13 protein-coding genes are annotated in these 18,250 nt (G+C 71.8%); 4 read left to right on the forward strand and 9 right to left on the reverse strand.

Annotated features, from left to right (window positions below; translation table 11 throughout):
• Position 1: 1 nt before the first annotated feature.
• The 8 genes from AC59HU_RS10590 to AC59HU_RS10625 all read right to left on the reverse strand — a co-directional run bounded on the left by AC59HU_RS10590 (position 2) and on the right by AC59HU_RS10625 (position 12,274).
• A complete protein-coding gene (locus tag AC59HU_RS10590; protein WP_497223345.1) occupies positions 2 to 1,210 on the reverse strand; it encodes an ADP-ribosylglycohydrolase family protein in 1,209 nt (402 codons plus the stop codon).
• Positions 1,192 to 2,487 (reverse strand): ABC transporter substrate-binding protein, encoded by a 1,296-nt coding sequence (locus tag AC59HU_RS10595; RefSeq protein ID WP_497223346.1) that lies wholly within the window; start codon positions 2,485 to 2,487, stop codon positions 1,192 to 1,194. Before AC59HU_RS10595 ends, AC59HU_RS10590 begins: the two co-directional genes overlap by 19 nt.
• A gap of 96 nt (positions 2,488 to 2,583) precedes the next feature.
• Complete coding sequence (locus AC59HU_RS10600) at positions 2,584 to 3,501, reverse strand: carbohydrate ABC transporter permease (RefSeq protein ID WP_497223347.1); 918 nt, start codon at positions 3,499 to 3,501, stop codon at positions 2,584 to 2,586.
• On the reverse strand, positions 3,498 to 4,448 hold the full coding sequence (locus AC59HU_RS10605; RefSeq protein WP_497223348.1) for a carbohydrate ABC transporter permease: 951 nt from the start codon (positions 4,446 to 4,448) through the stop codon (positions 3,498 to 3,500). The genes AC59HU_RS10600 and AC59HU_RS10605 overlap by 4 nt, the downstream gene beginning before the upstream one ends.
• A gap of 3 nt (positions 4,449 to 4,451) precedes the next feature.
• Positions 4,452 to 5,474, reverse strand: coding sequence for a LacI family DNA-binding transcriptional regulator (locus AC59HU_RS10610; protein WP_497223349.1), 1,023 nt, complete (start codon positions 5,472 to 5,474; stop codon positions 4,452 to 4,454).
• Positions 5,475 to 5,960: 486 nt separating this feature from the next.
• Positions 5,961 to 7,829 (reverse strand): DUF5719 family protein, encoded by a 1,869-nt coding sequence (locus AC59HU_RS10615; protein WP_497223350.1) that lies wholly within the window; start codon positions 7,827 to 7,829, stop codon positions 5,961 to 5,963.
• Positions 7,819 to 11,799, reverse strand: coding sequence for a glycosyltransferase (locus AC59HU_RS10620; protein WP_497223351.1), 3,981 nt, complete (start codon positions 11,797 to 11,799; stop codon positions 7,819 to 7,821). The genes AC59HU_RS10615 and AC59HU_RS10620 overlap by 11 nt, the downstream gene beginning before the upstream one ends.
• 154 nt (positions 11,800 to 11,953) lie before the next feature.
• Entirely contained in the window at positions 11,954 to 12,274 is a 321-nt protein-coding gene (locus AC59HU_RS10625; RefSeq protein WP_497223352.1) for a WhiB family transcriptional regulator, read from the reverse strand.
• Positions 12,275 to 12,460: 186 nt separating this feature from the next.
• Here AC59HU_RS10625 and AC59HU_RS10630 point away from each other — a divergent pair, with 186 nt between their 5' ends.
• Positions 12,461 to 13,417: a GlxA family transcriptional regulator gene (locus AC59HU_RS10630; RefSeq protein ID WP_497223353.1), complete on the forward strand. Its 957-nt coding sequence runs from the start codon at positions 12,461 to 12,463 to the stop codon at positions 13,415 to 13,417.
• 82 nt (positions 13,418 to 13,499) lie between these two features.
• Here AC59HU_RS10630 and manA read toward each other — a convergent pair whose 3' ends face one another.
• A complete protein-coding gene (manA, locus tag AC59HU_RS10635; RefSeq protein ID WP_497223354.1) occupies positions 13,500 to 14,774 on the reverse strand; it encodes a mannose-6-phosphate isomerase, class I in 1,275 nt (424 codons plus the stop codon).
• 186 nt (positions 14,775 to 14,960) lie between these two features.
• On the opposite strand from manA, the gene AC59HU_RS10640 reads away from it, so the two are divergent.
• From AC59HU_RS10640 to AC59HU_RS10650, 3 genes are all read left to right on the forward strand, one after another.
• Positions 14,961 to 16,139: an acyl-CoA dehydrogenase family protein gene (locus tag AC59HU_RS10640; RefSeq protein WP_497223355.1), complete on the forward strand. Its 1,179-nt coding sequence runs from the start codon at positions 14,961 to 14,963 to the stop codon at positions 16,137 to 16,139.
• Between the two features lie 72 nt (positions 16,140 to 16,211).
• The gene (locus AC59HU_RS10645) at positions 16,212 to 17,348 is read left to right on the forward strand and encodes a hypothetical protein (RefSeq protein ID WP_497223356.1); all 1,137 of its coding nucleotides are present in this window, start codon (positions 16,212 to 16,214) and stop codon (positions 17,346 to 17,348) included.
• Between the two features lie 12 nt (positions 17,349 to 17,360).
• Positions 17,361 to 18,242, forward strand: a complete 882-nt coding sequence (locus AC59HU_RS10650) for a glycosyltransferase family 2 protein (protein WP_497223357.1) — start codon at positions 17,361 to 17,363, stop codon at positions 18,240 to 18,242.
• Positions 18,243 to 18,250: the final 8 nt, after the last annotated feature.

The following is an 18,250-nucleotide window of genomic DNA, read 5'->3' on the forward strand; positions in this document are numbered from 1 at the left end:
GTCAGAACGATCCCTCCGCCACACGCTGCGCCGCGTCCTGCCCGACCGGGGCGAACAGGGCCGCCCGCTGGTCGAAGCGGGCGCGGTCCTTGGCCCAGACGTCTCGCGAGACGGCCGCCATGACCGGGCCGGCGGCCGTGATGTCGAGCCGGCTGGCCTCGCTGATCTCGTCGACCCAGCCGCTCGGCACCACGGCGCTCCCGCCGAGCGCGCCGGCGATCGAGCCGCCCATGACGGCGATCGAGTCCGAGTCGCGCCCGTAGTTCACCGCGCCGAGCACGGTCTCCGAGTAGTCGCCGCGGGTCGAGACGAGCATCCCGAGGGCGATCGGCAGCTCCTCGATCGACTTGGTCCGCGACGGGATGCGGGCGTCGCGCGCCGGGGCCCGGTAGTCCGGCCCCACGGTGTCGAACGGCTCGACCGCGGCGCGGAGCACGCCGAGCGACGACCGCCAGCCGTCCAGCCCCGACGCGGCCTGCACGACCGCGTCGATCGCATCCTTCGTGCCGTCCTTCGCGAACGCGAGGGCGACGTCCACCACCGAGTCGACGGTGGCGCCGGGCCGCATGGCCTCGGCGACGCAGGCCGCGTAGACCCCCGCGGCCTCGCGGCCGTAGCTCGACTGGTGCGCGCCGGCGACCGAGATCGCCTCGTCGTACGCGGTCTGCGGGGAGCCGGCGTTCGCGATGCCCACGGGCGCCATGTACATGGTCGCCCCGCAGTTCACGATGTTGCCGACCCCCGCCTCGCGCGGATCGATGTGGCCGTAGTGCAGCCGGGCCACCAGCCACTTCTCGGCCAGGAAGATGCGGTGCAGGAGGATCGTCTCGGTCTCCAGCTCCGGGATCCACCGCCGCTCTCCGATCAGCAGGGGGACGAGATGGTTCGCGATGTCGAAGGCGTCGAGGTGGTCGCGCACCGTGTCGTAGACCGAGACCAGCGCCGTCGTCATCAGGGTGTCATCCGTGATGTGACCGTCGCCCTTGTGGTACGGCGCGATCGGGCGGGCGTTCTTCCAGTCGGCGAGGAACGGCGGCACGATCCCCTCGATGAACCCGCCGTAGCGCTGCTGGATGGCCTCGGGCGTGTTGCCCTCGGCGGCTCCTCCCAGCGCGTCGCCCACGGCGGCGCCGGCCAGGGCGCCGGTCGCCTTGTCCTCGAGCAGATCCATCTGCGTCTCCTTCATGATCGTCACGAGATCGAGTTCCACCCGTCGGTCAGCTGCTTCTTGAGCTCGTCGATGCCGATGGAGTTCGAGAAGTACTGCTGGAGGCCCGGCGTGGCGTACTGGTCCTTCCACTGCGGGTAGTTGGTCGCCTTCTGGAACGGCGCACCCGTGAGGTCTTCACCGGTCTTGAGGATCGGCTGCCAGACCGGCACGTCGCTGGTCTGCTGGGCGACGACGTCGCGCGCCGGGGCCGAGGTCGGGATCAGCCAGTCGCCCTGGGCGAGCGCGGCCTGGTTGTCGGGGGACATGAAGTAGTCGATGAACTGCGCGGCCTGCTCCGGGTACTGGCTCTGGGCCGAGACGGACATCGTCTGCGGGTTCGCGGCCTGCACGGGGCCGGCCGATCCGGCGAGCGGGGGCAGCACGGTCCAGTTGAAGCCGGCGGGCGCCGACTCGGTGATCTGCTGCGCGAGGAAGTTGCCGCCGATGTACATGGCGTACTTGCCGCCGAGGAAGCCGGGGAGGACATCCGACCCGGACTGCGTGAGGGTCACCGGATCCAGCGACCCGTCGTCGTAGGCCATGGCGTGGATCTTCTCGGGCACCGACAGTTCGCCGTCTCCGACGTCGATCGTGGCCGAGCCGTCGTCGGAGACGTCGAAGAATGTGCCGTCGAAGCCCAGCGCCGTGTTCATGACGGCGGCCGTGGGCTGCTTGAGGCCCCAGCCCACGCCGAAGTTGCCGTTCGCGGTGAGCTTCTTGGCGTCGGCCTGGAGGTCGTCCCAGCTGAGCTGGTCGCCGCTGGGCACCGGCACGCCGGCCGCGGAGAACGCATCCGTGTTGGCGAAGACCACGTAGGTCTGCAGGAGGGTCGGCGCGGCGACGATCTTGTCGTCGGAGGTGGTCACGGTGTCCCAGACGTCGTCGCTGACGGCGTTCTTCACGTCGTCGGTGAGGTACTGGCCGATGTCGGCGAGATAGCCCTGGTTCGCGAAGCCCATGATGTCGCTGGACTCGTCGTGGATGATGTCGGGTGCGGTGCCGCCCTGGAACTGTGTCACGAGCTGGTCGTGCACGTTGTCCCAGCTGCCCTGCACCAGGTTGATCTGGATGTCGGGGTGGTCGGCGTTCCAGCTGTCGACGATGTTCTTGGTCGCCGCGACCGTGGAGTCCTGGTACGCGAGGCTCTGGAAGGTCAGCGTGACCGGGCCGCTCGGAGTGCTGCCTCCGGTCGTGGTGCCGCCGCCGCCGAAGGCGCAGCCGCCGAGCAGTCCGGCGATGGCCACGGCGCCGATGCCGAGCAATGCCTTTCTCTTCATGATGTCTCCTTGTGTTTCCTGGTGTGGGGTGGGGGTGTTGGTCGGGGGGTCGGTTTCAGGTTTGCTGCGGGTGCGGGTCAGGTGCGGCGCCGGGGCTCAGCCCTTCACCGCTCCGCTCATCAGCCCGGAGGTCAGTCGGCGCTGGATCAGCGCGAAGAACACCAGGCTCGGGATGGTCGCCAGCAGCGAGGCCGCGGCCAGCTGGCCGAGCTGCACCTGGCCCTCGGCGCCGACGAAGCGGGCGAGGGTCAGCGGCAGGGTCTGCAGATTCGGATCCTGGATCAGCACCAGGGCGAAGAAGAACTCGTTCCACGACGAGATGAAGGTGAACAGGCTCGTCGCCACCAGGCCCGGGGCCAGCAGCGGCAGCACGATCGAGCGCAGCACCCGGAACCGGGAGGCGCCGTCCATCGAGCCGGCCTCCTCGAGCTCGACCGGCACGCCGGAGACGTAGCCCTGCAGCATCCAGAGCGCGAAAGGCAGCGACCAGACCGTGTAGACGAGCACCAGCCCGAACAGATTGTTGACCAGCCCGATCTGCTTGAGCACGAGGAACAGCGGGATGATGATCAGGATGAACGGGAAGACCTGGCTGAGCAGGATCCAGCCGGTCGCCACCCCGCGCAGCTTCGTGCGGAACCGGGCCAGGGCGTAGGCCGCCGGCAGCGAGATCGCGGTGACGATCACGGTCGTGAGCACGGCCACGAACAGGCTGTTGCCCGCCGCATGGATCAGATTCGCCTTGTCGATCGCCGCGACGAAGTTGTCGAAGTTGAACTGCTGGGGCAGGAACTGGGGGTCGGGCGACTGCAGCTCCTGCGGCGTCTTGAACGACGTGATCAGGAGGAACAGCAGCGGGAACCCGAGGAAGACGATGTACAGCGCCAGCGCGAAGTACTGCAGCGGGCGGGTGACGGCGCGGGTGCGCCGGGCCGACGGTGTGCCCTTCGGCGTCGGCCCGTCGCCGGCGTCGGGCAGCCGGGTCTCGGGGGCGGGGGCGATGGCCTGGGTCATGAGAGTCGGCTCCTCGCCTGGCTGCGGAGATAGAAGAAGAGGAAGGCGGCGATGACGATGACCATCACGTTGCCCATGGCGGCCGCGTAGCCGAAGTTGCCGTAGCGGAACGCCTCGTTGTAGGCGAAGAGCATCGGCAGCATGGTCTGGCCTCCCGGCCCGCCCGTGGTCAGCACGTAGACCAGGGCGAAGGAGTTGAAGTTCCAGATCAGGTCGAGGGTCGTGATCGCGACGATCACCGGCCGGAGCGCGGGGAGCGTGATGTGCCAGAACCGCTGCAGGGCGTTCGCCCCGTCGATCGACGCCGCCTCGTGCAGGTCGGCCGACACGTTCTGGAGGCCGGCCAGCAGGGTGATGGTGGTCTGCGGCATCCCGGCCCAGATGCCGACGACGATCACCGCGGGCAGCGCGGTCGAGAAGTCGCCGAGCCAGTTGGTGTCACCCGGGAGCCCGAGCGCGCGGAGGGTGCCGTTGATCGGGCCGTAGGTCGGGTTGAGCATCAGCCGCCACATGATCGCGATGATCACCGGGGGCATCGCCCACGGCACCAGGGCCAGCGTGCGGGCGAGCCAGCGCAGCTTGAGGTCGAGGTTCAGCAGCAGGGCGAGGCCGAGGGCCGCCAGGAACTGCAGGATCGTGACGCCGAAGGCCCAGATCAGGCCGATGCGGAACGAGTTCCAGAACAGGTCGTTGGTGAGCAGCTTGGAGTAGTTGTCGAGCCCGTTGAAGGTGGTGACCTGGTTGAGGCCGGCCTTCGCATCCGTGAACCCCAACAGGATGCCCTGGGCCAGCGGGTACACGCTGAACAGGAGCACCGGGATCAGCGCGGGGAGCACGAGCAGCCAGGCGTCGCGGCCCCCGCCGCCGAAACCGCGGTTGCGGGTGCGGCGCGGGCGCGGCGGGGTCGGGGTGGGCGTCGGCTTCGTCGCCGTTGCAGCCACTGTCATGGTCTAGCCTTCCGTCGTTCGGGTCACCGAGGAGGCGCGCACGGTGAGAGTCGGTTCGATGACGACCTGCTCGACCGGGGCCTGCGGATCCTCGAGGCGTCGCAGCAGCAGCTTCGCCGCGGTCTTCGCACGGGTGATCGAGCCGAGGTCGACGCTGGTGATCGAGGGATTCGCGAGGTCGGCGATGTCGGTGTCGTCCATCCCGACGATCGCGAGGTCGTCCGGCACCCGGAGGCCCCGTTCGGTCGCGACCTTGATCAGCGCGATCGCGAGCAGGTCGTTGGAGCAGACCACCGCATCCGGCGTGCACTGGTCGAGCAGGCGGGCGGCGGCCTTGAGGCCGGCCTTGTAGGTGAAGTCCTTGGCGCCGACCTGGGCGTCCTGGTTGAGCGGGAGGCCGCGCGCGGTGATCGCCTTCACGTAGCCGTCGAGTCGGGCGGCACCCGGGACGGTGTCGACCGGGCCGTTGACGAAGGCGATGCGGCTGCGGCCCTGCTCGACCAGGTGGTCGACGGCCAGGGCGATGCCCGCGACCGAGTCGGCGCGGACGTTGTCGAGTTCGACGCCCGGCGGAAGGGAACCGATGATCACGATCGGGAGGCGGCTGGCCTTGAGCTGGGCGCCGAGCTCCTCGGGCACGCGGAGGGGGCTGAGGATCAGGCCGTCGGCGAAACCGCGGTTGAGGCTCGTCAGCAGGTCGATCTGGTCACGCGGGTCCGAGCCCGTCGAGGAGAGCACGAGGCGGTAGCCGGCCTTGGTCACGACCCGGGAGATCTCGTGCATCATGCCGACGTAGACCGGGTTTCCGACGTCGGCGACGGCGAGGGCGATCTGCTCGGTGCGGCCGGCCTTGAGCGAGCGCGCGGTCGCATCCGGCACGTAGCCGAGCTCGTCGGCCGCCCGGCGCACGCGCTCGATGATCTGGTCGGAGGCGGGGAGGCCGTTCATGACCCGGGAGACGGAGGCGATCGAGACGCCGGCGCGCTCGGCGACGAGCACGAGAGTCGACTTCTTCGTCTGGGGCATCCGCTGCATCCTTGCGTTCGGGTTTGTAAACGTTTACGAAAACGTTTACACGCACTCTAGGGCGGTTTGGGGCGGTGTGCAAGCGGGGCTGGGGCGGTGGGCCGAAACGAACGGAATGAAAATCGCACCCCTTGGCGATCATGCGTGCTCAGGGGGTGCGATTTTCATTCCGTTCGTCGCGCACCCGGGCTGGCACGTTCGAACGGGCTGCTGAGAATGCTCATGGCGCGCATATGCACGCATAGGCGCTCTCAGCAGCCCGTTCGTGTAGGCCTGCTTGGCGGGGAGGTGTACGAACGGGCTGAAGATCGTGCTCATACGTGCATAGAGACGCCATGAGCACGATCTTCAGCCCGTTCGTGCACCACCTCGGCAGGCCCGGCGGCCCGGCGGCGCGGCGGCGCGTGACGGGACGTCCGGCGCGGAACGGGGCCGGGCGCCCCGGCCCGGGCGGGGTCGCCCGGGCGGCGGCCGGCTTGGGCGCGCCTACGGGTAGACGACGACGGGGCCCGCGGCGGGGCTCGGCGGGGTGACGGCGTAGGACGAGATCTGCCCGTCGCCGAAGTACGAGACGGTGCCCGAGACCGGCGCCGAGGTGACCACCGTATACGACTTGCCGGCCTCCAGGCCGATCGAGCGAGCACCCGGCACGAAGGTGACCGGCAGCTGCGTGCCGTCGGTCGCCGTCAGCGTGACCTGCACGTCGGCCCCGGTGTCGTTGATCAGGTGCAGCCGCGGGTTCGGGCCCTGGGCGGCGGAGACGAAGAACGTGGTGTCCAGCGGCTGGGAGGCCTGGAACCACGCGAAGTCGGTGACACCGTTCGCGATCGTCGAGGTGCGGGCCGAGGCCACGACGGGCTGGTCGGACTGCACGTCGACGAGGTAGGTGCCGTCCGGGATGTCCTGCAGCGGGAACTCCGTCACGATCTGCGGGGTCAATCCGAGCTGGTACTGGGTCTGCGCGCCGCCGTTGCGCTCCTCGGAGACCGTCACGGTCACCGAGGCCGGCGCCGTGCCGGGGGTGAACAGCCGCAGGACGCTCTGCAGATCGGCCGCATCGGGGCTCCCGAGCCGCTCGGCGATCGAGGAGGTGCCCGAGACCTGCACGCCCGAGATCTCCTGGCGGGTGGCCGGGGCCGTGGTGGTTCCGGCGAGCTCGACGCCGCCGGGCTCGAGACCGCGCACCACGCTCTGCTGCACGGCGGCCGTGACGGCTCCGACGCGGGCGACGACGTGGATCACCGGCGACGCCAGGTCGGGCGCGAGCCCCGAGAGCGACAGGATGCGCGTCGAACGCGCCGGTACGTCGATGTTGCGCGAGCCGGGCGACTCCACCGCCCCCTGCTCGCCGAAGACGCTGAGGTCGACCACGGCGGCAACATCCCCGGGGTTGGTCAGGTGCACGAAGCTCGTGCGTCCCACCGTCGTCGCTCCGGCGACGAGCCAGCTGTCCGCGGTGGCCTCACCGCACGAAGTCGAGGCGAAGCCGACGAGGTCGCCCTCCCCCACGGTCTGCGACTGCGCGGCGCTGAACAGAGCGTCGGCCGTCGCGGCCTCGGCGGGGAGGGTGATGCGCTGGGGGGCGGTCGCCGGGCTCCAGTTCGTGGCGTTCGGCGACTCGAGCGCCTCCTGCACGAGGGCGGCGTCGGGCAGCCCCGCGGCGGAGGTGTAGTCGGCGGTGCCGACGGTCGAGATCGCGGTGGCCGACTGCCCGGAGTCGTCCGAGAGCCGCACGACCGGGCCCGGGCAGGCCCGGACCTCCTCGGCGGGCGCCGGGTCGACGGTGAAGGATGCGGGGGCCGCGGTCACGGAAGGAAGCGGCAGCACCACGGCGGCGATCGCGACGGCGGCGGCTCCGGCGGCGACGACCAGACCGGTCGCGAGCCGCGCTCCGGTGGCCACGGCGCGGCGCTGGCTCGAGCGCTGCTGGGGAGTGCGCTTGGCCGAGGTGTCCTGCAGTCGCGACTTGGGCCGCCGAGTGCCGCGCCCGGTGGCGGCACTCTCGGAGGCAGCCGTAGCGCCGGCAGCGGCGCTGTCGGAGGCTGCCGTCCCGGCAGTCGAGGCCTCTGCGGCGTCTCCGCTCGACCTGGTGCGGTCCGCGTCGCCGCGCACGGCGCCATCGTCGAGGCGCTCGGTGGCCGCTGCGTCACCCGCAGACACACCATCGCCGGACTGCGAGTCCTGACGGGCAGGAGCAGTGCGGCCGCTGGGCTCGGCACGGTCGGCGGGGCCGTTCGGCATGGCACGGTCGCCGGGGCCGTTCGGCATGGCACGGTCGCCGGGCTCGGCGGGGCCGTTCGGCACTGCGCGGTCCGCGCGGCCGGCGGGCTCGGTGGGGTCGTGATCAGCGGCCATAGGTCGGGCCCTCCTCTCCGGTGGGGCGGTTGCGCTCGTCGCGCTCGATGGCGTCACGGATGCTCAGCACGGTCTCGTCGTTCGGGTCGTAGTCGTCGAACTCCGGCGCGGGTCGCGCACCCTCGAATCCGGCGTCGGGCTTGGAGGCGGTCTCGCGCGCCGAGGTCTGGCCCGACTCAGGATGCGCGGGCTCGGGCTGGGCCGGCGGGATCAGCGGCCACGCCGGCGGCGCGGGCGTGCCCACGGTCTCGACCAGCGGGTCGACCCCGGGCGGCTCGATCGGGTCGACGCGCGAGGGCTCGACCGGCTCGATGAGGATCTGCGGTTCCGGCGCGGACGAACCGACGCCGGCCGATTCCGGCCCTCGGTCGCCCGGAGCTGCCGAGTCCTCGTCTGCGGACGAGGGGGCACCGTGACCGCGCTCGAGCGCGTCCTCCGACGCCGCGTCTGCCCGGCCCTCGTCGGTGGGCGGGATGACGGTCACCGGCGCGGTGTCGACCGTGGGACCGACCGGCGAAGCGGCCGCGTCGACCATCGCGGGCTCGTTCGGAGCCGAATGCTCGTCAGCCATCGCGGGCTCGACCGGCGCCTCGGGCTTGGTCGCCGCCAAGGGCGCAGCGGGACGCAGCGGGTCGGGGTCGGGAGCCGCCTCGACAGGGGCGTCGAGGTACTGCGCGGCGTAGACCCCGGTCGACGTGGCGACGGGCTCGGCCGCGAGTTCTCCGGTTGACGTGTCCTCGCGGAACGAGTCCCTGGCGCCGGTGGCCGCGGCGAGCCCCGCAGCCGACGCGGCGGCGACTTCCGCGCCCGCGACGGCGGGGTCAGCCACCGCCGCACCGCGCCGCGCGTCGGCGGGCGCGGAGGCCGGGGCCGGTGTCGAGGCGGACGCGGGCTCTGAGGCCGAGGCAGGCGCAGAGGCAGAGGCAGAGACGGAAGCCGACGCCGAGGCGGAGGCCGGCACGAAGGCAGAGGCAGGCTCCAGCTCCAGCGCCTCGGGCTCCTCGCCCACGGCGATGTCGTCGTCGTACGAGGTCGACTTCTCCTCGGCGATCTCCTCCTCGACCGAGTCGGCCGCGCCGACGTGGGCCGTGGTGCTCACGGCGCGGTTGCCCTGCACCTGCAGTCGCCCGGCCGGCAGGGCCAGCAGCAGCGCCACCCCGAAGATGAAGCCCTGCACGATGAGCACGAGCACGCCGATCGGGGTTCCGTTGTTGGTGGGCACCGGCGCGGGCAGAGTGGCGAGCGTGCCGTCGCCGACGACCTGCCAGAGCTCCCCCGCCGAGGTGCTGCCGATGAAGGTCAGCTGCGGGTTGCTGCTCAGCGCGTTCGACGAGCGCGCGATGGTCGCCTCGGCGGCGGACCCGGCCGACCCGGCGGCCGCGCCGCCGGAAGCAGCACCACCGGCAGACCCCGACCCACCGGCCCCCGCAGAGGGCACCGCCGACGCGGGCTGCAGCAGCACGAACTCCACGCCCAGCGCGGTGAGCCGCCCCGCGACGTCGTCGCCGCTGACCGAGGCCGCGTTGCCTACGATCTCCGCGAGCTCGGTGCGCGCCTGATCGGTGTCGGCCTCGGTCGAGGCGAGCGTCGACTGCTGGCTGAGGGTGGGACCGGGGCCGTGCACGACGCTCGCCCCGAGTCCGCCGTCGGCCTGCGGGGTGAGCAGCAGCGTGCCGACCCGTGGGGTGTTGGAGGCCTCGGCCGCGACGTAGGCGGGCAGCTGGCGGCCCGAGCCCGGCGTGATCTGCGCGGTGCCGAACAGCACGCCCAGCCCCATCGGCAGGGCGATGATGCCGACCGCCGCCGCGGCGACGACCGCGGGAACCGCCGACAGTCGCGGCAGCGAGGAGAGCCCGATGACCGCGGCCCCGACGAGACCGAGCCAGTACAGGCTGAGGCCCGAGCCGGGCCAGATCGAGACCGACTGCGCCCCGCTCGTCGCCAGCGCGAGCTGGGTCGAGCCGACGGCGGTCGCGAACCCGAGGATGCCGATGACCACGGCGACGACCGCCCGGTACGAGCCGGGCAGGAAGAGCGCGGCCAGCGCGATGATGCCCAGGGGCAGGGCCAGGATGCCGACGATCAGCAGCACGAGACCGGCGTCGAGCCCGAGCGCCTGGTCGGCGATCGACTGCCACCCGGCCAGACCGGTCTGCGGCAGCCCGATCAGCAGGTCGATGACCGGCACGTCGGCCCGCCACACCGGCACGCCGGGATCGGCGAGCAGGGCGAGCGGCGTGCCGCGCTGGAACTGGTCGTAGACGAGAGGGGCGAACAGCGCGAGCGCCGGGATCGGCACCCCGATCAGCCGCATCACGTCACGACGGCTGGCGACCGTGGCGATCAGCCAGATCACCAGCAGCGCGGGCCAGAGCGAGGGTGCGGCGGCGAGCACGGCGGCGAAGAGGATCGACGCCATCGCCGAGGCCGACCACGACTTCGGCGCGGCCAGCCCGGCGAGCACCAGCCAGGGAAGGAGGAGGTGGGCGATCAGAGGCCCGATCATCCCCGCGTCCAGCGCGCCGAGGAACGACGGCGCCAGCACCCAGAGCACCGCGGCGACGCTGCGGAGAGCGGGCCGGTCGGTGATCCGCGCGGCGCAGAACCAGGCGCCCAGGGCGGCGAGCGGCAGCGAGACGAGGTAGAGGCAGACGATCGCGAACGAGGGCGACCAGAAGGTGATCGAGCCGACCACCGCGATCAGCGCGGCGAACGGGTCGGCCGCCCCGACGAAGCCGAGCCCCAGGTCGCGGAACCCGGTGCCGATCTGCGCCCAGAGCGACCCCGGCGTGGCGTCGAGCGGCAGGGCTCCCCCGCCGGTGATCGCGGCGGCGCCGAAGACGGGGAGGAAGATGACGAAGCCGATCAGGGCGACAACCAGCACGGTGGCGAGCCCGCCGCTGCCGACGAACTGGATGCGGTCGCGCTCGCCCCGCAGGTAGGTCAGGGCGATCTCGCGCTGCAGCGAGCGTCGGCGCCGGATCTCGTCCCCGGGCATCCGCAGCGGCGAGATCGCGCGCCAGCCGACGCGCCGGGAGGCCTTGAGGCGGCGCCTGGCCTCGGTGATCTTCGAGCCGAACGCGGTCTTGAACGCGGCCGCGAACTCGCCGCCGATCGCGCCCGGCTGCTTGCGGATGAGCTGGAACAGCGAGCGCGCGACGGCCAGCGGCACGAGCGAGAGCCAGTGGAACAGCACGGCGAACGGCGGTGCGTAGACCAGCCGGCGGTGCAGCTGCGCGGCGCGGCGGGCGGTCTGGCGCTTGCGTCGTGCCGAGCCCTTGATCGAGCGGCCGGGGCCGGAGAAGCCGTCGCCGTCGGTGGCCACGCGCGCCGAGGGCACGGCCATCACGCGGTGGCCGGCGAGGCGCACGCGGATGCCGAAGTCGAGCCCGTTGTCGGCCGTCGGCAGGGCGGGGTCGAAGCCGCCGACCTGGTTCCACACCGTGTGGCGCACGAGCAGCCCCGCGGCGCCCATCGCGAGCACGTCGCTCATCCGGTCGTGCTGGGCCTGGTCGAGCTCGGTCTCGACGAGCGGCACACTGGCGCCGAGCGAGGTCACGGTCTCGCCGAACTCGCTGATGTAGTCGGGGTCGTTCCACTCCATCTGCTTCGGACCGGCCGCGGCCACCGAGGGGTTGACCTCGACGGCGGCCAGCAGTGCGGCCAGCGCATCCGGCTCGGGAGCGGTGTCGTGGGCGAGCAGCCACAGCCACTCGTTCTCCGCGGTGGGGGGCGGCGCGACACCGAGGGCGTGCTGCACGGCGGTGCCGAAGCTCAGACGGCTCGAGGCCGAGATGAAGCGGGTGGGCTGGGCGGCGGCCAGCAGCGCCGAGGTCGCATCGGTCGAGGCGCAGTCGACGACGACGAGAGCATCGGGGGCTCGAGTCTGGGCCGCGATCGCGTCGAGGGTTCGCGGAAGATAGTCGGCTCCGTTCGAGGAGACGAGGACGGCAGTGACTCGGGCTTGCATCGCACCGACTCTAAGCGGCGGGCCGGTCGAAGCCGCCGGTCATCCCCGGCGTGCCGCGTTCTTATGAATCGTGTGTGGATGCGGGACCCGTGCAGACCGCCCGCGGATCGAGCCGGGACGCGTCAGCGTGCGGTCGGGAGGGAGTCGCGACGACTCAGGCGCGCTTGCGCAGCTTCCGGCGTTCGCGCTCGGAGAGCCCGCCCCAGATGCCGAAGCGCTCGTCGTTCTGCAGGGCGTACTCGAGGCACTGGGCCTTGACCTCGCACGAGGTGCAGATGCGCTTCGCGTCGCGGGTCGAGCCGCCCTTCTCCGGGAAGAAGGCCTCGGGATCGGTCTGCGCACAGAGCGAATCGGCCTGCCAGGCGAGCGGATTGTCTTCGACCGGCGCGGGCTGCCGCACCCCGGGAACACCGAGGTTGACCGGGTCGATGAACCAATCGTCGGGAACGCCTGAGCGGTACTCTGACATTGCCATATCACGCTCCACCCTCTGAACCAGTCTGCGACCTGCCGAAAACCCCGTTCCCTAATTACACCCGTGTAGTTCGCTCACGTCAAGTCGCAGATCGTAAACCTTAAAGCGCGCGTGGAGGGTTGCGACACGGCGTGACGGCCGCGAGACGACTGGACTTTTCTGGCCGTCCGTCGATATCCTGCCAGCATGCTCAAGAAGGTCGTGCTCCTCGCCATCCCCGGTGTCGCCCCGTTCGAGTTCGGCGTGGTCTGCGAGGCGTTCGGCATCGACCGCCGCGAGCACGGCGGGCCCGTGTTCGACTTCACCATCGCCGCCGTCGAGCCCGGCACGGTGCCGACCAGCCTCGGCTACGACATGGTCATCCCGAACGGGCTCGAGGCCGCGGCCGACGCCGACCTGATCGCGGTGCCCGCCCACCGCGTCGACGACGAGGTGCACCCCGCGATCGCGCAGGTGCTCCGAGACGCGGTCGACCGGGGCGCCTGGGTGATGAGCATCTGCAGCGGGGCGTTCACGCTCGCGAAGGCGGGCATCCTCTCCGGCCGCAACGCCACCACGCACTGGATGCACGCCGACCGGCTCGCGACGGAGTTCCCCGACATCACGGTCGACCCCGACGTGCTCTTCGTGGAGGACGGCCGGATCATCACGAGCGCAGGCACCGCCGCGGGCATCGACGCCTGCCTCCACCTCATCCGCAGCGAGCTCGGCGCCTCGGCCGCGAACGTGGTGGCCCGCCGCATGGTCGTGCCGCCCCAGCGCGCCGGCGGCCAGGCCCAGTTCATCGCCACGCCCATCCCCGAGTCGCGCAGCGACTCCTTCGCCGAGGTGACCGAGTGGATGCTCGGCAACCTCGACCAGGAACTGACGATCGACGAACTGGCCCGCCGCGCCCTGATGAGCCCGCGCACCTTCGCCCGCCGCTTCAAGGCCGACCTCGGCGCGACCCCGGGGGCCTGGCTCAACCGGCAGCGGCTGCTGCACGCGCAGCGCCTGCTGGAGGAGACCGGGCTGTCGCTGGACGCGATCGCCGCCGAGAGCGGCTTCGGCACCGCCGCGGTGATGCGCCACCACTTCGGCAAGTCGCTCAACACCACGCCCGCGGCCTACCGCCGCGCCTTCTCGGTGCGCGCGCTGGCCTGAGCGGGCGCCGCGATCCGCTCGCCGAGCGCACGCCGTCGGCGAGCGCCGCTGCCGCTCAGCCCGCTCGAGCCGCTCAGCCCACTCAGGGCAGCTGGTCCGCCGGCGCGCCCGGGGCCGCGATGAAGACGCTGCCCGCTCCGCCGATGACGAGCTCGCCCTCGTCCGGCGTGATGAAGACCGACTCGCCCCTGACCAGGGTGAACGATCCGCCGTCGCCGGCGATGGTCGCCGAGCCCGCGGTGCAGATCGCGATCGCGGCGCCCTGGGGGCGGAAGCGCACCGAGTTCGAGGTCTCCGCGCCGAGCTCGACGCGGGCGAGCACGAAGTCCGGCACCGCCGGGGTGAACACCGACAGGCCGGGCTCGGGTTCCGAGGGCACCAGGTAGGGCACGGGCAGCGAGTCGAAGTCGAGCACCTCGAGCAGCTCCGGCACGTCGACGTGCTTGGGCGTGAGGCCGCCGCGGAGCACGTTGTCCGAGGCCGACATCAGCTCGACGCCGAGACCGGCGAGGTAGGCGTGGATGTTGCCGGCCGGCAGGTACAGCGCCTCGCCGCGGCGCAGCGAGACCCGGTTCAGCAGCAGCGAGATCACGATCCCGGGGTCGCCCGGGTACTCCTCGTTCAGTCGCACCACGGTCTCCAGCGACGGCGTGTAGGGGTCGGTCATGTGGGCGTGGGCCGGGTGCAGCGCCTTCTCGGCGGTGCGCACCAGGTGCCCGACCAGGGCCTCGACCTCCTCGCCGCCGGCCAGCAGCCAGGCGACGACCGAGCGCAGGATGTCGGCGTCGCTCTCGCCGATGGTCTCCGAGTCCTCCAGCAGGTGCACGATCGGGCCGTAGAGCTCCCACCGGGGCGCGGTCGAGGCTCCGTCGATCAGCACGAGGAGGTCGACGATCTCGCGCACCTCGTCCAGCGGGCGGAACCCGCAGAGCGCCTCGAAGCGCTCGCTCAGGGCGACGACGAGCTCGGGCTTGTGCAGGGGGTCCTTGTAGTTGCGCACCGGGGAGTCCAGCGGCACTCCCTCCGCGTTCTCCTTCGCGAAGCCCTCCCGGGCCCGCTCGAGCGTCGGGTGGGCCTGCAGCGACAGCGGAGCCGCGGCGGCGAGGATCTTCAGCAGGTAGGGCAGGGTGCCGCGGCGGCCGACGATCCGCGTCGGGTCGCCGGCGATCCACTCGGCGAGGTCGCGGGCGCCGCCGGTCTCGTCCGGGTGCACGATCCGCGAGGGGCTGCCGGGGTGGGCGCCCAGCCAGAGCTCGGCCTGGGGCGCACCCGTGGAGGGCGTGCCGAGCAGCTCGGGGATGGCCGTCTCGGATCCCCAGGCGTAGTCACGGGGGGTGTTGGTGATCTGAACGAACATGATTCCTGTCTCATCCTCACAGCCGATCGCGGCCTCGGTTATCCGCGACCTACAAGTCACCGGTCTGACGTGATCGGCCCGTTTGGACAAAACTACCAAGCGCCCGGGCGGCTCGGAGCACGCCGCATTAAGCTCGCTCCGCCGATCACCGACCGACCGGCACGAACCCCACGCAACGGAGCAGCCATGACCTTCGAGCCCCTCGCCAGCGACTTCTACGGGTACGAGGACCTCCTCGCCGACCAGGAGAAGGAGGCGCTCGCGCGCCTGCGCAGCTACCTCGAGACCGAGGTGAAGCCGGTCGTCAACGAGCACTGGGAGAACGCCACCCTGCCCGAGGGCATCATGAAGGGCCTCGCGGCGACGGATGCGTTCCGCTTCGCCTGGGACGAGACACGCCCGTTCGAGAACTCGGCCGTGTTCCGCGGTTTCGTCGCCCTCGAGCTCGCCCGGGTCGACGCCTCGGTCGCGACGCTGGTCGGCGTGCAGAACGGTCTGGCCATGGGCTCGATCAGCGTGACCGGCTCGCCCGAGCAGCGCGCCGAGTGGCTGCCGAAGATGGCCTCGGGCGAGGTCGTCGGCGCCTTCGGTCTCACCGAGCCGCAGTCCGGCTCCGACTCGGCCCAGGGGCTCCGCACGATCGCGACGCGCGACGGCGACGACTGGGTGCTGAACGGCTCCAAGCGCTGGATCGGCAACGCGACCTTCAGCGACATCACCGTCATCTGGGCGAAGGATGCGGCCGACGGCCAGGTCAAGGGCTTCATCGTGCCGACCTCGACCCCCGGGTACACCGCGACCAAGATCCTCGGCAAGCAGAGCCTGCGCATCGTGCAGAACGCCGACATCACGCTGGAGGACGTGCGCATCCCGGACAGCCTGCGCCTGCAGAACGCCAACTCCTTCCGCGACACCGCGAAGGTGCTGCGCCTGACCCGCGCCGAGGTCGCCTGGGCCGCGGTCGGCAACTCGGTCGGCGCCTACGAGGCGGCGCTGCGCTACACGAAGGAGCGCGTGCAGTTCGGCAAGCCCATCGCCAGCCACCAGCTGGTGCAGGATCTGCTGGTCAAGAGCATCGGCAACATCACCGCGAGCCTCGGCATGGTCGTCCGCGTCTCCCAGATGCTCGACGACGGCGTGCAGCGCGACGAGCACTCCGCTCTCGCGAAGGCCTACACGACGGCCCGGATGCGCGAGACCGTCGCCTGGTGCCGCGAGGCGCTCGGCGGCAACGGCATCGTGCTCGACTACGACGTGGCCCGGCACTTCGCCGACGCCGAGGCGCTCTACTCCTACGAGGGCACCCGGGAGATGAACACGCTGATCGTGGGCCGCGCGCTCACCGGCTTCGCCGCGTTCGTCTGACGCGCCGTCCGGGCCGCATCCGTCCCCGTCCCGCCCGCGTGATCACGCGGGCGGGTGAGTAGGCTTCTCCCCATGCGCTATCCGACCGACGCCGCGACCCGGTGGCTGTCCGTCTTCACGATCTTCTGCCTGTTCTCCGGCGGGTTCTGGCCGGCCGTCCTCGGCCCGTGGGGTTCGCTGGCTCTGCTGGCCGCCCTGGTCGCGGCCGTGGCGGTCGTGATGACCCGGCGGAGGCTCTGGTCGCGCCTGCCGCTCCGACGGTTCCCGCGCACCTTCGTGCTGCTGGCCGTCGTGCTCGTGCTCTCGATCAGCTGGTCGCCCTGGCCCGCCCAGACCGCCGTCGCCCTCGTGCTGCTCGCGGCCGTCACCCTGCTCGGGCTGTACCTCACGACGGCGCTCAGCTGGCCCGGGGTGGTGACGGCGCTCGGGATCGCGCTCACGCGCATCCTCGCCCTCTCGCTGATCGTCGAGTTCGTGGCCGCCGTGTTCGTGCGGCAGCCGATCATCACCTACAGCGCGATGCGGAGCGAGGCGGCGCTGTTCCACGGGGGCCCGATCCAGGGCCTGGTGGGCGACGCCGAGCTGCTCGCCTTCCTCGCCGTGCTCACCGCGATCGTCGTCGGCGTGCAGCTCACGCAGGGGCTCGCCCGCACCCGGCCGGCGGTCGCCTGGCTCGTCGTCGCCGTGATCGTGCTGGCGCTGACCCGGTCGCTGCCCGCCCTGATCGCCCTCGCGGCCGCGGCCCTCCTGGCCGGGGCGCTCCTGCTGGCACGCCGCCTCGGCCCCGGCCGGCGGATGTGGGTGCTCCTCGGGATCGCCGTCCTGATCCTCGCCGTGGTCGTCACGCTCCAGGCGACCCGCAGCATCCCGCTCTCCTCGCTCTGGCCGGCCCTCGCCTCCGAATCCGGGGCGGTCGCCGTGGTGCTGCTCGTGCTGCTCCTGGTGGGCACCGGCTACCGCACCTGGTGGCTCGCGGTCGATCCGCCGCTGGACCGGACGGGCACCCGGCTCCCCCAGGTCGCCGTCACACTCGCACCGGCCCTGCTGCTCGGCGCCCTGGTGGCCGAGAGCGCCGTCGGCGGTCAGCTCCTCGGCCCGCTCGGCTGGGTTCTGGTCGTCGTGATCGGGGTCAAGACGAAGCTCGAACTGACCGACGTCGACCTGCCCCTCACGACCCCGGCCGCCCGCGAGCAGGCCGTCGCCCCGTGACCCTGTGACCCTGTGACCATCGACATCCTGATGCCGTTCTACGGACGGTTCGACCACTTCCGCGAGGCCGTCGAGAGCGTCCTCGCCCAGTCCGATCCCGACTGGCGGCTGGTGATCGTGGACGACCGGTACCCCGACCCGGCCCCGGGCGCGTGGGCGCAGGCCCTCGACGACCCGCGGGTGCAGTATCGCCGCAACGCCGAGAACCTCGGCGTGGGCGGCAACTTCCGCGAGTGCGTGCGGCTGATCGAGAACGAGCGCGCGGTGCTGATGGGGTCGGACGACCGGATGCACCCGGGGTACGTCGCCCGCGTGCGCGCTCTGGTCGCCGCCGAGCCCGACGCCTCGATCGTTCAGCCCGGCGTCGAGGTGATCGACGCCGACGGAGCCGTGCACCACCCGCTCGCCGACCGGGTCAAGGGGCTGCTCCGTCTCGGCGGGCACGGCATCCGCACCGCTTCAGGCGAGCGCCTGGCGACGAGCCTGCTGCGGGGCAACTGGGCGTACTTCCCGTCGGTGCTCTGGCGGGCGGCGGACCTGCGGCGGTTCGGCTTCCGCGAGGGCTTCGAGGTGGTGCAGGATCTGGCGCTGATGATGGACATCGTCTTCGACGGCGGCTCGCTGCTGCTCGACGACGAGGTCGTCTTCTCCTACCGCCGCCACGCGACGAGCGTCTCGGCGGTCACCGGCCCCGACGGCGCGAAGTTCGCCGAGGAGCGCACGCTGTTCGACGAGGTCGCGGCGCGAGCGGATGCACGGGGCTGGCCCCGCGCCGCCCGCGCGGCCCGGTTGCATCTCACCTCGAGGCTGAACGCCGTCACCGAGCTCCCGGCCGCGCTCCGCGCCGGGGATCCGGCCGGGCGCCGGGCGCTGCTGCGACACGCGCTGCGCTGAGCGCGGAG

This window comes from Herbiconiux sp. 320_LB, assembly GCF_059691755.1.

Excerpts from the sequence above, each read along its gene's own strand:
- AC59HU_RS10620 (WP_497223351.1), bottom strand. The coding sequence starts at position 11,799 with ATGCAAGCCCGAGTCACTGCCGTCCTCGTCTCCTCGAACGGAGCCGAC.
- AC59HU_RS10625 (WP_497223352.1), bottom strand. The coding sequence starts at position 12,274 with ATGGCAATGTCAGAGTACCGCTCAGGCGTTCCCGACGATTGGTTCATC.
- AC59HU_RS10630 (WP_497223353.1), top strand. The coding sequence starts at position 12,461 with ATGCTCAAGAAGGTCGTGCTCCTCGCCATCCCCGGTGTCGCCCCGTTC.
- AC59HU_RS10640 (WP_497223355.1), top strand. The coding sequence starts at position 14,961 with ATGACCTTCGAGCCCCTCGCCAGCGACTTCTACGGGTACGAGGACCTC.
- AC59HU_RS10610 (WP_497223349.1), bottom strand. The coding sequence starts at position 5,474 with ATGCCCCAGACGAAGAAGTCGACTCTCGTGCTCGTCGCCGAGCGCGCC.
- AC59HU_RS10645 (WP_497223356.1), top strand. The coding sequence starts at position 16,212 with ATGCGCTATCCGACCGACGCCGCGACCCGGTGGCTGTCCGTCTTCACG.
- AC59HU_RS10615 (WP_497223350.1), bottom strand. The coding sequence starts at position 7,829 with ATGGCCGCTGATCACGACCCCACCGAGCCCGCCGGCCGCGCGGACCGC.
- AC59HU_RS10595 (WP_497223346.1), bottom strand. The coding sequence starts at position 2,487 with ATGAAGAGAAAGGCATTGCTCGGCATCGGCGCCGTGGCCATCGCCGGA.
- AC59HU_RS10600 (WP_497223347.1), bottom strand. The coding sequence starts at position 3,501 with ATGACCCAGGCCATCGCCCCCGCCCCCGAGACCCGGCTGCCCGACGCC.
- AC59HU_RS10605 (WP_497223348.1), bottom strand. The coding sequence starts at position 4,448 with ATGACAGTGGCTGCAACGGCGACGAAGCCGACGCCCACCCCGACCCCG.
- manA (WP_497223354.1), bottom strand. The coding sequence starts at position 14,774 with ATGTTCGTTCAGATCACCAACACCCCCCGTGACTACGCCTGGGGATCC.